Origin of the sequence: Bacillus sp. AF62 (genome assembly GCF_050312695.1) — a bacterium.
Taxonomy (GTDB): Bacteria; Bacillota; Bacilli; order Bacillales; family Bacillaceae_G; genus Bacillus_A; species Bacillus_A cereus.
The window spans coordinates 122,827-138,871 of the sequence record NZ_JBNPJZ010000065.1; the positions used below are offsets into that span (position 1 = coordinate 122,827).

The window sequence follows — 16,045 nt, forward strand, 5'->3', positions numbered from 1 at the left end:
GCTTTTTATCATAACCAAATTATGGTTATTCATGTTAATATAAACTCATAGCTATATAGAAGGGGTGGGATTAGTATGAAAACAGAAATAGTTCCTAAAAAGAAGTACAGTATAATAAGCTATATATCTTTACTCATCGGCATTTTGTGTTTTTTATTCGTTTTTATAACGCCAACAAGGATAGCGAATGCAGGTAATATAGTTGGAGATTATATTACAATTGCCCTGACAGGTGTAGGTATCATGCTTTCAATAATCACAATGACGAAAAAAACAGAGAAGAAGGGGATTGCTATCCTTTCATTAATACTGTCCTCATCATTTTTTATATTTTGGATCATAGCGATTATCCTATTGTTTACTGGTCAAATTAGTTTTGCGCCGTAATGTGAAATAAAAAGAGTCCTTTTCGTATGATAACGGGTATAGTTACGGGAGTGAAAATATAAAATAACATACAAATTAGGGATGTAAATCACTTATGATTTAGTATCCCTTTTTTTATTGTTATTTCAGTGTTTAAGCGCTTTTATATAGTTAAATAGCGTTTTAAATAATAAGATAAATGGAAAATTTATGTTAAAATAATTATAGAGATTGTGAAAAAATGTTCTTAAACTAGCGTTTAGATTACTTTAAGAAGGTTTTTTCAAAGGAAATGGTAAATATCATATTTTGAAGGGGTGATTGTAGTGGATTAAGTGATTTTTTTAATCTTGGTTAAATACTTTGAAGATAGGGGTTTATAACTATGAATACAAAACTAATAATAGTAGAAGGGTTACCTGGATTTGGAAAATCAACCACTGCAAAGCTAATAAATGAAATTCTAAGCCAAAATAAAATTGAAGTTGAACTATTTTTAGAGGGAAATTTGAACCACCCAGCCGACTATGATGGTGTATCTTGTTTTAATAAATTTGAGTTCAATAGATTATTATCTAACAGTGGAGATTTTAAAGAAGTGCTCCTTAAGAAAGTTCTAAAAAAAGGAAGCAATTATTTATTACCATACAGAAAGATGAAAAATGAGTTTGGTGACCAGTTTTCGGACGAATTATTTAACGTTATTTTAAAAAATGATATATACGAATTACCATTCGATAAAAATGTTGAATTAATTGCTGACAAATGGAATGACTTTACTGAAATCGCTCTAGAAGACAATAAGGTTTATATCTTTGAATGTTGTTTCATACAAAATCCATTAACTATTGGGATGATTAAATATGGTGAACAAAAAGAAAAAATAATAAATTATGTAATGAAAGTTGCAAAAATCATAGAGAATTTAAACCCAATGTTATTGTATGTAGAACAAGATAATCTTGAATTTTCATTTAGGAAGGCGTTAAAAGAAAGAACTCCAGAATGGTCCACAGGAATTATCGACTATTACACTAACCAAGGCTATGGGAAAGAACATCACCATTCAGGTGTAGAAGGAGCGATAAAAGTTCTTGAAGCTAGAAGGAATTTAGAATTAGAAATATTCGATATGTTAAAAATGAAAAAAGAAACAATCAATAATACAAAATATGAAATTGACTCATATAGGTCAATGTTAAAAGATAAGTTAGCCATACAAATGGTGAAATAGCTTTTTACACTAACTGGTGCTTTAGTTGAAGAAGGAAATAAAAAACGCTCAGAATATTTTCTGAGCGTTTTAGTTTGTTATTTCTAATGTTTATTAGCATTTTTCTCTTCCTAAACTGAACCCATTACTCGTATGAAGGCCTCCTTTTATTCGGTATCTTTAGGTTGATATTCTAAAATATCCCCCGGTGGGCATTCTAATGCTTTACATATTGCTTCTAAAGTTGAAAAACGGACTGCTTTTGCTTTTCCATTTTTCAAGATAGAAAGGTTAGCCATTGTAATTCCAACCTTCTCCGAAAGTTCTGTTACACTCATTTTTCTTTTTGCTAACATTACATCAATATTAATAATAATTGCCATATTATTCACCTCAGACCGTTAAATCATTTTCTGATTTTATATCTATAGCATCTTTTAATAGTCTTTGGAGAACGGCAGCAAAGACCGCGATTACCATTGAAGCAAAAATCATAATCATTCCGATAATAATAATGCCAGGGGCATCATCTCTCTCTGCCACGAGATAGAAAAGTGGCATACCTAATACATATAATACACTAATTGCCAATGCGCTGTACTTAATATTTTTTAAAGCTTGAACAGATAACTCTGAGAATGCGTTGTTTTTATCAATATAGTTTAAAAGCTTAAATGTTTGGTACAGTGCGAAGTAATAAGGTATTGCTGTTGCGTATAAATTGATAAATACAAGATATTTAATATATGAAATATCTGGATATAATTCTGCGGCGAAATTTCCTATTTTAGGGACTAAAAAAATGCACATAGCAAGAACGGGGATTCCGATCAGAATCACAACGGTCTTTAAAAAGAGTGTGGATCCTTGTTTCATAAAAAGCACCTCATTTATTTATTATCTTATTAATTTAACATGAAATTTATTGTTTAACAATAAATTTTTATTCCTTTTAATCGAGGATTTATTGTTAAACATGTAATTAATGAAAAGGATGCTAAATCTTTTTTATAAGATAGATGACACATACCGGTATTTAATTAAGGAAAGAAAGAGAAAGTAACTATTGTTAGCTTTATGAGAATTGGGAACTAATAAAACATATGTAGGTTGTGGAATGAAAAAGGAAATAAGGTGTATTGAAATGAATGCAAAGTTTATGGAGGAACAATCATGGTTAATTATGGTGTGAAGATGAAAAAATTACTATTAGTGGGGGCTATAATAGTAAGCGTATTAAGTGCGGAAAGTATGATGAATTATCATGCGGCCAAAGCTAAGCTGAAAAAAGTAGAACACCAGCCTAAAAATATAATTATGATGGTTATGGACGGAACGAGTTCAACGGCGACAACATTGGCTCGCTGGTATAAAGGGGCACCGCTTACGTTAGATCAAATTGTAACAGGAGGTGTTCGTACGTTTTCGGCGGAATCAGCTATTACAGACTCAGCGCCAGCAGCAACAGCATTAGCAACTGGAAATAAATCGAATTCAGGATATGTAGGCGTACTACCTTCTATTGTAAATTCACCTAACTTAAAGCCAATAAAAGAAGAGGACAAGTTACGGCCGGTCGCAAACGTATTGGAAGGTGCAAAACGTACTGGCCGTGCAACTGGAATTGTTGCTACATCTGAAATTCAGCATGCTACTCCGGCGGGATTCTCGGCTCACCATGTCAATCGCAAGCAATTTGACGTAATTGCGAAGCAGCAAGTATATCAAAATATAGATGTCGTATTAGGCGGGGGAAAAGCGGCGCTGCTACCTATGAAAAGTAATGGAATCCAAAAAGATGGTGAAAATTTAGTAAAGGTGATTCAAGACAAAGGATACGATTTTGTTGAAACGAAAGATGCGTTATTGAACTCCAAATCTAATAAAATTTGGGGCTCTTTCTCAAATCATGCTCTTGCGTTTGATATAGATCGTATAGCAACAAATCCAGAACAACCAACACTTTCTCAAATGACAGAAAAAGCAATTCAAACATTATCAAAAGACAAAGATGGTTTCTTTTTATTCGTAGAAGGTAGTAAGCCTGATTGGGCAGCTCATGCTAATGATCCAATTGGGATGATTAGTGATGTATTGGCATTTGATGAAGCGGTAGCAAAGGCGTTACAATTTGCGAAGAAAGATGGGGATACGATGATCATCGCTTTAACTGATCATGGTAACAGCGGCATCTCTATAGGGAATAGGAATACGACAAAAGGATACAATACTACACCGATTTCTGCATACATTGATCCATTGAAAAAGGCGAAAATGACACTTGAAGGAACTATAAATAAATTGAAATCTGATTTATCAAATGTAGAAGATGTAGCTAAACTATACGGTTTGGATAATCTAACTCATGATGAAAAAGAAAAATTAAAAGCGGCAAAAAAGAAAATAGATGTAGGACGAATTCTTACTACATTATTGGCTAATCGTGCAAATATCGGCTTTACGACAGGAGGACATACAGGTGAGGATGTATTTTTACATTCTTATGGACCTCAAAAACCAGAAGGCTTAATCCAAAATACAGACATTGCGAAGACGATGGCGAAAGCGATGGGCTTTAACTTAGAAGAAGTAACGAATAAAATATTTTTAGAGAGTGAACAAGCCTTTAAGAAAGTCGGTGCAACTGTAACAGCTGACAAAACCGAAGGAGCAAACTCGTTACTCGTGGTAAAACATAATAAAGTAGAAGCACAACTATTTGGTAACAAAAATATAATTCGTATCAATGGTAAAGGGTATGAATTAGGAAGTATTATTGTAGAGAGTAATGGAAAGTGTTATGTACCAGAAGAAGCAATTCAACTATTTGTAAAGCATTCTCGTTAAAAAATTGCTAACCAGTTAAGCTAACTGGTGGCAATTTTTTGCGTTTATTCTAAATATAAGGGTTCGGATTGTTTTGGAAAGTTTTCCAGATGAGACTTGTATAAATGTTAAAGGGGAATTATATTTTTTTCTTACATTAAAAAATTTCGTTTTGTAGAATAGAGAATTTATACATATAGTAAAGTCTAATGTATTATCAATTAATATTTATGAAAAATATATTGATACTTTAGAATTTCTTTAATTTTCATTATTTTTTATTTAATATTATTCGTTATATTTATAATATGTTTATTTCAATTTATCGTATTGTAGCGCAGTTTCATATAATTATAAAGCAATCATCAAAATAAAATCTCCACTAGAGTAAATTTATTATTTTTTTGCGTCTTTTGTATCCCGCTATTTGCCGGGCAGTAAGACCCCCACCTCAAAATTCAGCGAAAGCAAAGAAGTTAGGTGGGAATCGGGTTGCCTGTAAAAGCCCGATTGGTGAGGGCTGATTAAAGTTTCACTTTATTTACGAAAATTATTATGCAGCTAAGAAAACTGCAGTTCATTGAATTAGAGGTATATTAGAATTTAGTTGAAGAAAGAGAGAGGGAATAAAATGAATATAGTGCACTTACGTCCTAAACAGCGGTCTAAGTATCGCATTATGCTAGGGACGTGGTATTACTCTACAAAGAGATACATTCAGTGGTTAGTAGACGGAAAAACATATGCAAAAAGGCTCCAACAAGAAAAGCTACCTTGTACAGCAATTCAGCACCGAACGATATTACTTCGTAAGCTCAAAGATGTAGAAATGTGGTATCAACAGAATAAGGTTGTTAATTTGAAAATTGCTGTTAAAAAACTAAATGGTATCGTCATTAGACCGGGAGAAACATTTTCTTACTGGCGTTTAATAGGTAAGCCTACGAGGAAAAAAGGGTATGTAGAAGGTATGGTATTACACTACGGATCTTTTCAAACAGGCATTGGAGGAGGTCTTTGTCAGCTTTCGAATTTAATATATTGGATGACTTTACATACAACACTGACAGTAACAGAACGATATCGTCATAGCTTTGATGTCTTTCCTGATTCTAGGCGAACTCAACCGTTTGGGAGTGGAGCGACTTGTTCCTATAACTATTTGGATTTACAAATTAAAAATGAAACGGACCAACCATATCAACTTCACCTTTATATGACAGATGAATATTTAGTTGGTGAATGGAGAACAGTCTATCCGCAACTTTATCAATATGAAGTGTATGAGAAAGAACACTCAATTCAACCTGCATACTGGGGCGGTTATATACGACATAATGTGATTCAACGTAAAGTATATAATCAACAGAAACAGTTAATAGAAGATCAATATGTAACGGAGAATCACGCTATAATGATGTACGAACCACTATTAGCTTGTAATAATGAGAATAGTGAGTAATGTGGTAATCCATAGATTAAATAGTATAGAAAATATTTAATTCTTATTTTTATTAAAAAAATATAAATCTCAGATTTACTGGATTTTGATTGTAACTAAGAACATATAAAAGTTCACTGTTATTTATAGGAGAGCCTGTTTGTTTTTCTATCTTTTGTATTTCACTCTGCATAAAAAAATATTTCTCAACATTTTATTTGTTGAAAAAGATTGAATATTCGTATTATAACGAATATTATGTTGTTATCGGCAAAAAACGATAATTTGCAGACACTGGGGAGGAAATGCATTGAAAAAGAAAAAGAAATTAAAACCATTAGCGGTATTAACAACAGCAGCAGTACTAAGTAGTACGTTTGCTTTTGGAGGTCACGCAGCGTATGCTGAGACACCAACATCATCTCTATCAATAGATGAGCACTTAATACCGGAGGAGCGTTTGGCAGAAGCGCTAAAACAACGGGGGGTAATTGATCAATCTGCATCACAAGCTGAGACGTCAAAGGCTGTCGAAAAATATGTTGAGAAAAAGAAAGGGGAAAACCCTGGGAAAGAAATCTTAACAGGAGATAGTCTTACACAAGAAGCTTCTGATTTTATGAAAAAAGTAAAAGATGCAAAAATGAAGGAAAATGAACAGGCACAGCAGCCTGAAGTAGGCCCAGTAGCTGGGCAAAGTGCTGGATTGAATCCAGGAAAATTAAATGGAAAAGTACCTACTACATCAGCGAAGCAAGAAGAATACAATGGAGCTGTTCGAAAAGATAAAGTACTTGTTTTACTTGTAGAATTTAGCGATTTTAAGCATAACAATATTGATCAAGAGCCAGGATACATGTATTCTAAAGACTTTAATCGTGAACATTATCAAAAAATGTTATTTGGTGATGAACCATTCACTTTATTTGATGGATCGAAGATTAACACATTTAAGCAATATTATGAAGAACAATCTGGTGGTAGCTATACAGTTGATGGGACTGTAACAGAATGGCTTACTGTTCCAGGAAAAGCATCAGATTATGGTGCTGATGCGGGTACTGGTCATGATAACAAGGGGCCTTTAGGACCAAAAGATTTTGTGAAAGAAGCATTAAAAGCAGCGGTAGCAAAAGGAATCAATTTAGCAGACTATGACCAATTTGATCAATACGATCAAGATGGTGATGGAAATAAAAATGAGCCAGATGGAATTATTGATCATTTAATGGTTGTACATGCTGGCGTTGGTCAAGAAGCTGGCGGCGGTAAATTGAAAGATGATGCGATTTGGTCACATCGTTCAAAACTCGGTTCAAAACCATATGCAATTGATGGCACGAAATCTTCTGTTTCGAACTGGGGCGGAAAGATGGCTGCATACGATTATACAATCGAGCCTGAAGACGGAGCGGTTGGTGTGTTTGCACATGAGTATGGCCATGATTTAGGCTTACCAGATGAATATGATACAAAGTACTCAGGACAAGGTGAACCTGTTGAGTCATGGTCTATTATGAGTGGTGGTAGCTGGGCTGGAAAAATTGCAGGAACAGAGCCAACGAGTTTCTCACCACAAAATAAAGAGTTTTTCCAAAAGAATATGAAGGGGAATTGGGCGAATATACTTGAAGTAGATTATGACAAACTTAGCAAAGGCATCGGTGTTGCGACATATGTAGATCAAAGTACTACAAAATCTAAACGACCTGGAATCGTTCGTGTTAACTTGCCGGACAAAGATATAAAAAATATCGAATCGGCGTTTGGTAAGAAGTTCTATTATAGTACAAAAGGAAATGACATTCATACAACACTTGAGACGCCAGTATTTGACTTAACAAATGCAAAGGATGCTAAGTTCGATTATAAGGCATTTTACGAACTTGAAGCGAAGTATGATTTCCTTGACGTATATGCGATTGCAGAAGATGGAACGAAGACACGCATTGATAGAATGGGCGAAAAAGATGTAAAAGGCGGCGCGGATACAACTGATGGTAAATGGGTTGATAAATCATACGATTTAAGCCAATTCAAAGGGAAAAAAGTAAAACTGCAATTTGAGTACTTAACAGATATTGCAGTAGCTTATAAAGGATTTGCGTTAGATAATGCAGCTTTAACTGTAGATGGAAAAGTTGTTTTCTCTGATGATGCAGAAGGTCAGCCAGCAATGACGTTAAAAGGCTTTACTGTGTCTAACGGATTTGAACAGAAAAAACATAATTACTATGTAGAGTGGAGAAATTACGCTGGTTCTGACACTGCGTTACAACATGCACGTGGCCCAGTATTTAATACAGGAATGGTTGTATGGTATGCGGATCAAAGCTTTACAGATAACTGGGTAGGCGTTCATCCAGGTGAAGGGTTCTTAGGAGTAGTAGATTCTCATCCAGAGGCAATTGTAGGGACATTAAACGGACAACCTACTGTGAAGAGCAGTACGCGTTATCAAATTGCCGATGCGGCATTCTCATTTGATCAAACGCCAGCATGGAAAGTAAATTCACCAACTCGCGGTATCTTTGATTATAAAGGATTACCAGGAGTGGCAAAATTTGATGATTCTAAGCAATATATCAACAGCATCATTCCTGATGCAGGACGTAAGTTGCCGAAACTAGGACTGAAGTTTGAAGTAGTAGGCCAAGCTGAAGACAAGTCTGCAGGTGCGGTTTGGCTTCATCGATAAAATAAGGTAAAACGAAGAGGAGCTGCCACAAGTCGGTGAAACTGACTTATGACAGCTCTTTTCTTCTTGTGAAAAAACTCTCTGTTTTTTTTTATGTACTTATTGGAAAAATTCGAAGTTTCTTTGATACATAAAATGCTCCGTCTGTCCAATTATAGAAGCTATTTTGGACGTAAGAAATTTGTAAGTAATGAGTAAGAAAAAAGAGATTTTCATAGTATAAAATATTTATTATAGCTACTTTTAACACCTGATACTAATAGTGTGCTATAATATGAATTAGCAACAAAAAGGAAAGGAATTAGAACAATGACCTTAGAAAATACTAAAAATTTAAAAAAACAAGTTGCTCCTTTTGAAAAATCAACGATTAAAAAAAGTGTTTGGCAACTGATCAACACAATCGTGCCATTTATTATTTTATGGTACCTTGCTTATAAAAGTTTGTCAGTTTCTTATTGGTTAACATTAGTTCCAGCACTGTTAGCCGCTGGATTTATGACAAGGATTTTCATTATTTTTCATGATTGTACCCATTATTCGTTCTTTAAAAGTCGACGTGCAAATAGAATAGTTGGAACGTGTATGGGTGTTTTAACATTATTCCCATTTGATCAGTGGGGGCATGAACATTCTATTCACCACGCTACAAGTGGTAATTTGGATAAGAGGGGTACAGGGGATATTTGGACGCTTACAGTTGATGAATATGTAGCTGCACCATTTAGACTCCGTTTAGCATATCGTTTATATCGCAATCCATTCGTTATGTTTGGGTTAGGCCCGATTTATGTTTTCCTGCTTAAAAATAGATTTAACCGAAAAGGTGCTAGAAAAAAAGAACGTATGAACACTTATTTAACGAATATTTTAATCGTTGCTATTATAGGAATGCTTTGCTGGGCAATTGGATGGCAATCATTTCTTTTAGTACATGGTTCTATATTTTTAATAGCAGGTTCAATAGGTATTTGGTTGTTTTACGTACAGCACACATTTGAGGATTCTTATTTTGAAGAGGATAAAGATTGGGAATATGTGAAAGCGGCAGTGGAAGGAAGTTCTTTTTATAAGCTTCCTAAAATTTTGCAATTCTTAACTGGTAATATTGGATTCCATCATGTTCACCATTTAAGCCCAAGAGTACCTAACTATAAACTAGAAGAGGCACACAATAATACGCTTCCGTTAAAAAATGTACCAACGATTACGCTTGCTACAAGCTTACAATCACTACGTTTCCGTCTTTGGGATGAGAAAAGTAACAATTTTGTTAGCTTTAAAGATGTCAAAAATATAATTAAAAATAATGTTTCTGTTCGAGTGAAATCTGAACTATAATTGCATCGTATATAAAACTCCCCTTAATCATTTTCGATTTAAGGGGAGTTTTTGTTTAAAGAGTAGATGCCAGATAAGAAGAAAATTTACATAATTCAAATTGTAATTGAAGCAGATTAGGAATTGCTCGTACGTAAGTACAAATATAAGATGACAATAAATACATTATGTTAACAAATGGAGTTATCATGAATTTTCCATTACGATAACTGTTCATAAATCCGACGAAAATTAATAGCAAAAGGGGAATCGTACAACATTATATCCAAAAATAAGAAAAGACTTGAACGGAAATTCCATTCATTTTTCTTGGTGTTCCTCATTCCATACACTTAAATAGGACGCATATTCTAATTCATCTGGATTCTCATGTAACATAGAAATGAATTCTAATTTATTTCCATCACAATCTAGAAAGTATACACTTGCAGCAGGCATCTACCTTTGGACAATTGGCTCTTGATTTCCTTTTCCTTGACTTCCTATCACTGCTATTCCACGTTCCTCTAACCACGCTTTAGAAGTCATTAAAAACTCTAAATTTACACCAAAAGCAAAATGTCTCGGCTCAAAGTCTTCAATGTTATGTACTTCCCATAGTCCAAGCATTTGTTGTTTATTTTCTCCGACCCAAAAGAAAGCCACTCTTCTTTTGGAGAATTTTCTTGCTAACGTTAATCCTAGCTTGTTTTGATAGAAATTTATTGCGTTTTCTAAATTTCTTACATGTAAATGAGTTTCGTATATGTTCTGTATTATTATGATCATTCCTTTCTTTATTGGTAACTACCAATTAAATAGTGAATGTAATTCTAAAGTTGAAATATGTATAAGCCTAGTAATGTACATCTATATCCGATATACCTATTTACTATTATATTGAAATTGGAATGTGATAAATCCCACTGAGGTAGTAAGTGTTTAAATGAACACTCTACTACTTTTGTAGGAGAGGGGATATATCTATTAAATTCAGATGAAATCATATTTAAATAATGAAAAACGCTATTCTTTTCGTAAGAATAGCGTTTTTTTATGTTTTTAAGTTGGTGGCCATAGGGTAGAATTTGAAAAATGAGGATTTACAAAGCTAAGAAATTTAACTCCACAAAAAAATCGATTTCCTGTAGAGTTAAAGGAATCGACTTTTTTATTTACCTTGATATATTAACGCAGCTGTTAACTTAATAGTAAATAAGTATAATCCACTATTTCTCCCAAAGTTCGATCAATCGACCTTCAGGATCCTTAATCCAAATGAACTTTCCAAATTCACTGATTTCTTCTTTCTTCTCAAGAGGTACACCAATATTCTCAAGATGCTTTATAGTCTCGTTTAGATTATGTACTTCGAAATTTAACATCACTTGTTGTTCTTTTGGAAAATAATTGTCATTCTCTGTAAAGAAAGAAAAGATGGTCTCATTTCCTAACTGGGGTTTAATCACAGTTCCATTCCAATCTTCTATATCAAGTTTCAACACTTCACTGTACCATTTTTTTATAACTTCAAGATTCTTAGTTCTCCAAAATATTCCTCCAAAACCTTTTATCATCGTATCTAACTCCTGTCTGTCTTTAAATATATATTAAATATATCAAAACAAAACAGTAATAGTAAGCAGAATCATCAACTTATGAATAGTAAAAATAGTAATTGTTAGTATTATAGTATTTACTACATTAACACTTTCTACAACATCATTAGCAGAACTTGAAATTTCGGGAAAGGTATAGAAATGCTCATTTTTCAACCCAAAGTTCACCTGAGCAATCCAGAACTTAAAGTGTTATAAATAATTCTTTCAATAGTAGGGGGAAATGAGAGAAGGAACGATAAAAGACCACACATGAAGTGAAACGCCATGTGTGGTCTTTTATGTATCGTCAAATATTACGAAGTCTCGCTAATTTTAGTTTCACTATGAGTGTTAGTAGAATTTCTTTTCTTAACTTTAAAGTGATAGTAAGTGTAGCAAAAGATGATAAATGGGACAGTGCAATAGATTCCAAGTCGTTGTTCTGGGATAAAAATAAGACTGATTAATATAATGCCATACAATCCAAAACCAAGAATTGGTACGAGTGGATAAAGTGGCGTTTTAAATTTTAAGTCTTCTAATTTTCCGCCGTCTGCTAAATAATGTTTGCGGAAAAAGAATTGAGAAACACAAATTGACATCCAAACAATAATGGTAATGACTCCGGAAATTGAAATGAGCCACAAGTAAACAGTTTCAGCAGCTACTACGCTTGTCAAAAGAGAAAAAGCAGAAATAGCTATCGTCATGATTAAAGCGTTGAGAGGAATCCCACGTGATGATAATTTCTTTAAAAAGGCTGGAGCCATTTCGTTTTTTGATAAAGACCAAAGCATTCGAGTAGCAGCGTATAGTCCTGAGTTTGCAACAGAAAGAACAGCAGTAAGAATAACAAAGTTCATAATATCAGCTGCATATGGAATACCGATATTATCAAAAACAGCAACGAATGGGCTCTTTGTTAATCCAGCTTCTTCCCAAGGAATTAAAGCAACAAGAACAAAGATTGCTAAGACGAAGAAAAACATTGTGCGCCATATAATATTTCTAATAGAACGAGGTAAAGTTTTTGCTGGATCTTCACTTTCACCTGCTGCGATTCCAACAAGTTCTGTACCTTGGAAGGAATAGTTGACTGTAACCATTGTTAAAAGAATAGCGGCAAGTCCATTTGGGAATAAACCACCATGATTTACGAAATTTGATAATAGCGGAGCGGGTTCGTCACCTTTTAAATCAATAAAACCGAACATAGCGGCGCCGCCAAGAATAATGAAAGCGATAATGGCAGATACTTTTATACTTGAAAACCAAAATTCTGTTTCTGCATAACTACGAGCAGATAACGCGTTAATAGTGAAGATTGTAACGCCAAATATTAAACACCAAACCCAAACAGGAATATCAGGAAACCAGCGCTGCATTGTAATGCCGGCAGTTGTAAATTCAAGACCGGTCGTATTCGCCCAGCTTAACCAATACAACCATCCGATTGTAAAGCCAGTTGCAGGATTGATGAACTTAGTGGCATATTCTTGGAAAGAACCTGAAACAGGCATGGCTACAGCAAGTTCACCAAGACATAGCATAACGAAATACATTAATAATCCACCGGCCATAAAGGCAAGTACGGATCCGCCAGGTCCAGCTTGACTTATAATAAAGCCAGATCCGTTAAATAACCCCGTTCCAATCACACCACCGAGTGCAATCATGAATAAGTGTCTACTTTTCATCGTCCGTTTTAATTCATTGTTTGTATTGCTTACTTGCGCCATTGTTTTCCTCACTTTCATAGTTGATAGAATAAAGTTTGATGTTTTTCCGTATTATGGAATGTATTCCGTGATGCGAAATCTTGTTATAATTTTCAGATAATTAAAAAGAAAAGTCAATATTTTTTTGTTTGCGTTTTCAATTCTTTGTTAGTGATATGTTTTTATTGTTAGAAAATTAAATAAATAGATTGATTTCATTTCGAATGTTTGCTAAATTGATAGTTAATTAAGCATACTAACATATTACGAGTAAAGTTGAGGCGAGTTATGGTACAGTCCATTGATCGAGCGATAAGTATTATTAAAGTATTGAATTCTACAAATGAAAAAGAGTATTGGGCTATTTCTGATATAGCTGATGGAACACATCTCCCGGTTAGTACAGTACATAGATTACTTAACTCTTTAATGGAGCATGGGTTAGTTACACAAATTTCAGAGACAAAACAGTACAAAATTGGACCAATGTGGATGGAAATAGGGTTACGTCAATTGGAGAAGGTAGACTACAGATCTGTTGCAAGAGAAGTGATGAAACGTTTAGCTGCTGAAGTGGAGGAAAGTGTCTATTTAAATATTCCAAACGGAACACATTCTATTATCATTGAAAGAATTGATAGTCCTTTAAAAATTCGAGTTATCGATAATCTAGGGGAACAAATTCCACTTTCAATTGGTGCCGCAAATAAAACGATGCTTGCCAATATGAAAACGAATGAAATGGAACATATTGTAGAAAATTTACTTTCTTCATTACCAGAACAAAAGCAAATTCTTCTTAATCAAATAAAGCAAATAAAAAATGAAGGATATGCTGTCAGTTATGGTGAAAAAACAGAAGGGACAGCTTCAGTAGCTGCACCTATTATCGAATTTAATCATAAAGTAGTAGGAGCATTAAGTGTTGGGTTAATTAGTCATCGTATTAATGATGATCGACTATCTTTTCTTATTAGCAAGGTAAAACAAGCGGCTCATGAAATATCAATAAAAATCGGCAGTACATCAGAACTATAATTTTGATAGCTGTCGTCATTTTTTTTATTCATATATTGGAATTAGTTTTCATAATGCGGAAAAATAGGGGGATTTATATGTCAAAGTGGCAATCAAAAGAACAATTGATTCAATTATTAAGCAGTCTTGTTGAAATTCCTAGTATTACCGGTTCAGAAGCTGAAGTAATATTGCCAGACTTTGTTGTGGAACAGTTATCTGATTTACAGTACTTCAAAGAAAACCCGCATCATTTACAAAAAAATCCGACAGGGGACGGACGATATTTTGTTACAGCACTAGTAAAGAAAAGCGATAGTACCAAAAATACTGTAATTCTAGTAAGTCACTTTGATGTTGTAGATGTACAAGATTACGGAGTGTGGAAAGAAGATGCATTTAATCCTAAAAAGTTAACATCTATGTTTTATTCTCATAAAGATGAACTTCCAGACCATGTACGTGAAGATATAGAACATGGGGAATGGCTGTTTGGTAGAGGAACAATGGATATGAAATGCGGTCTAGCATTACAAATGGCAATGATTGAACAAGCATGTGAAGGAAGATTCGATGGGAATGTTCTTTTATTGGCTGTACCAGATGAAGAAGTGAATTCTGTAGGGATGAGGGCCGCTGTTCCAAGACTGTTAGATTTAGCTAGAGAGCATAACTTAGATTATAAAACGGTCTTAAACTCAGAGCCTATGTTTTCAAGACATCCTGGTGACCAAAATAAGTATATTTACACTGGCTCTATAGGTAAAGTGTTACCTGGTTTTCTTTGCTATGGAAAAGAGACACATGTAGGTGAACCTTTTGCAGGCTTAAATGGGAGTTATATGGCTTCATTAATAACAGCAGAATTAGAGTTAAACACAGACCTTTGTGATATTGTAGAAGGAGAAGCGAGTCCTCCGCCAACTAACTTACTTCAAAGGGACTTAAAAGAGGATTATTCTGTACAAATTCCGCATCGTGCAGTTACATTATTTAATTTGTTTTTATTAGAAAAATCAATGACAGATGTAGTTTCATTGTTACGTCAAAAAGTAACGAAAGTAGCAGAGAAAATAGAAGAGTCGTATGAAAAACATGCATATCGTTTTTCTAAATATAATCCATTTATACCACCTAATCTCAAAGTAAATGTATTAACTTATGAAGAGCTTATCACATATGCAATTGAGCAACATGGACGAGAAAAAATAAATCATACTCAATCTAATATTATAAAAAATAGAGGAGATAAAGATGATCGTGCGGTAACGATTGATTTAGTAGATAAATTAGCGATTTTATGTAAAGAAAAGGCACCGATGATTGTACTTTTCTTCGCTCCGCCGTACTATCCAGCTGTGAGTTCACGCAACAATCCTTTAATAAAAGAGGTAGTTGTAGAAATGGAAAAGTATGCACACTACAATCATAAAATTACATTTGAAAACCAAAATTATTTTGGGGGGATTTCAGATTTAAGTTATGTAGGCTTGCAGTATCCACTGGATTCAATGAGTTCGCTTGTAGACAATATGCCATTATGGGATAAAGGTTATTCAATTCCGCTTCAGGAATTAGAAGAGTTTGATGTTCCAGTATTAAATATGGGGCCGGTAGGAAAAGATGCACATCAATGGACAGAACGTCTAGATGTAAACTACGCATTTGAAACACTAATAGATATGTTACCGAAATGCATTGAAAAATTATTAGTTTCTAATAAAATTACACAATCATAGTAGGGAATAGGTAAGGGATAAAACAGAACCTTTAAAGAAGATTCGAATGAAATTATTTTAATATAATTAAAAAGCGGAACGGCCAAGCTCAATTTTATATGAGTTT

12 protein-coding genes and 1 pseudogene are annotated in these 16,045 nt (G+C 34.0%); 8 read left to right on the plus strand and 5 right to left on the minus strand.

Features of this window, described 5'->3' with window-relative positions; all coding sequences use genetic code 11:
- Positions 1 to 75 precede the first annotated feature (75 nt).
- Positions 76 to 387: a hypothetical protein gene (locus tag ACQRBL_RS15315; protein ID WP_000845548.1), complete on the plus strand. Its 312-nt coding sequence runs from the start codon at positions 76 to 78 to the stop codon at positions 385 to 387.
- Positions 388 to 751: 364 nt separating this feature from the next.
- Entirely contained in the window at positions 752 to 1,600 is an 849-nt protein-coding gene (locus ACQRBL_RS15320; protein ID WP_086385783.1) for a hypothetical protein, read from the plus strand.
- A gap of 146 nt (positions 1,601 to 1,746) precedes the next feature.
- Here ACQRBL_RS15320 and ACQRBL_RS15325 read toward each other — a convergent pair whose 3' ends face one another.
- Together ACQRBL_RS15325 and ACQRBL_RS15330 are read right to left on the minus strand one after the other, a co-directional pair.
- Positions 1,747 to 1,962, minus strand: a complete 216-nt coding sequence (locus ACQRBL_RS15325; RefSeq protein WP_411995933.1) for a helix-turn-helix domain-containing protein — start codon at positions 1,960 to 1,962, stop codon at positions 1,747 to 1,749.
- 10 nt (positions 1,963 to 1,972) lie between these two features.
- Complete coding sequence (locus ACQRBL_RS15330) at positions 1,973 to 2,455, minus strand: DUF2975 domain-containing protein (protein ID WP_000809125.1); 483 nt, start codon at positions 2,453 to 2,455, stop codon at positions 1,973 to 1,975.
- Positions 2,456 to 2,752: 297 nt separating this feature from the next.
- Here ACQRBL_RS15330 and ACQRBL_RS15335 point away from each other — a divergent pair, with 297 nt between their 5' ends.
- From ACQRBL_RS15335 to ACQRBL_RS15350, 4 genes are all read left to right on the plus strand, one after another.
- Positions 2,753 to 4,426: an alkaline phosphatase gene (locus ACQRBL_RS15335; RefSeq protein WP_023522302.1), complete on the plus strand. Its 1,674-nt coding sequence runs from the start codon at positions 2,753 to 2,755 to the stop codon at positions 4,424 to 4,426.
- Positions 4,427 to 5,036: 610 nt separating this feature from the next.
- On the plus strand, positions 5,037 to 5,867 hold the full coding sequence (locus ACQRBL_RS15340; protein WP_023522301.1) for a VanW family protein: 831 nt from the start codon (positions 5,037 to 5,039) through the stop codon (positions 5,865 to 5,867).
- A 289-nt stretch (positions 5,868 to 6,156) separates the two neighbouring features.
- Positions 6,157 to 8,544, plus strand: a complete 2,388-nt coding sequence (locus tag ACQRBL_RS15345; protein WP_411995932.1) for an immune inhibitor A domain-containing protein — start codon at positions 6,157 to 6,159, stop codon at positions 8,542 to 8,544.
- A 309-nt stretch (positions 8,545 to 8,853) separates the two neighbouring features.
- Positions 8,854 to 9,885, plus strand: coding sequence for a fatty acid desaturase (locus ACQRBL_RS15350; RefSeq protein ID WP_000171496.1), 1,032 nt, complete (start codon positions 8,854 to 8,856; stop codon positions 9,883 to 9,885).
- A 300-nt stretch (positions 9,886 to 10,185) separates the two neighbouring features.
- Here the strand turns inward: ACQRBL_RS15350 and ACQRBL_RS15355 are convergent.
- The 3 genes and pseudogenes from ACQRBL_RS15355 to ACQRBL_RS15365 all read right to left on the minus strand — a co-directional run bounded on the left by ACQRBL_RS15355 (position 10,186) and on the right by ACQRBL_RS15365 (position 13,204).
- Positions 10,186 to 10,644 (minus strand): annotated as a pseudogene (locus tag ACQRBL_RS15355) (VOC family protein).
- 449 nt (positions 10,645 to 11,093) lie between these two features.
- Positions 11,094 to 11,441, minus strand: a complete 348-nt coding sequence (locus tag ACQRBL_RS15360; protein WP_000589590.1) for a VOC family protein — start codon at positions 11,439 to 11,441, stop codon at positions 11,094 to 11,096.
- A 338-nt stretch (positions 11,442 to 11,779) separates the two neighbouring features.
- Positions 11,780 to 13,204, minus strand: coding sequence for an amino acid permease (locus tag ACQRBL_RS15365; protein ID WP_000079995.1), 1,425 nt, complete (start codon positions 13,202 to 13,204; stop codon positions 11,780 to 11,782).
- A 267-nt stretch (positions 13,205 to 13,471) separates the two neighbouring features.
- On the opposite strand from ACQRBL_RS15365, the gene ACQRBL_RS15370 reads away from it, so the two are divergent.
- Both ACQRBL_RS15370 and ACQRBL_RS15375 read left to right on the plus strand, forming a co-directional pair.
- Positions 13,472 to 14,221, plus strand: coding sequence for an IclR family transcriptional regulator (locus ACQRBL_RS15370; RefSeq protein ID WP_411995931.1), 750 nt, complete (start codon positions 13,472 to 13,474; stop codon positions 14,219 to 14,221).
- A 53-nt stretch (positions 14,222 to 14,274) separates the two neighbouring features.
- A complete protein-coding gene (locus ACQRBL_RS15375) occupies positions 14,275 to 15,939 on the plus strand; it encodes a M20/M25/M40 family metallo-hydrolase (protein WP_141526209.1) in 1,665 nt (554 codons plus the stop codon).
- Positions 15,940 to 16,045: the final 106 nt, after the last annotated feature.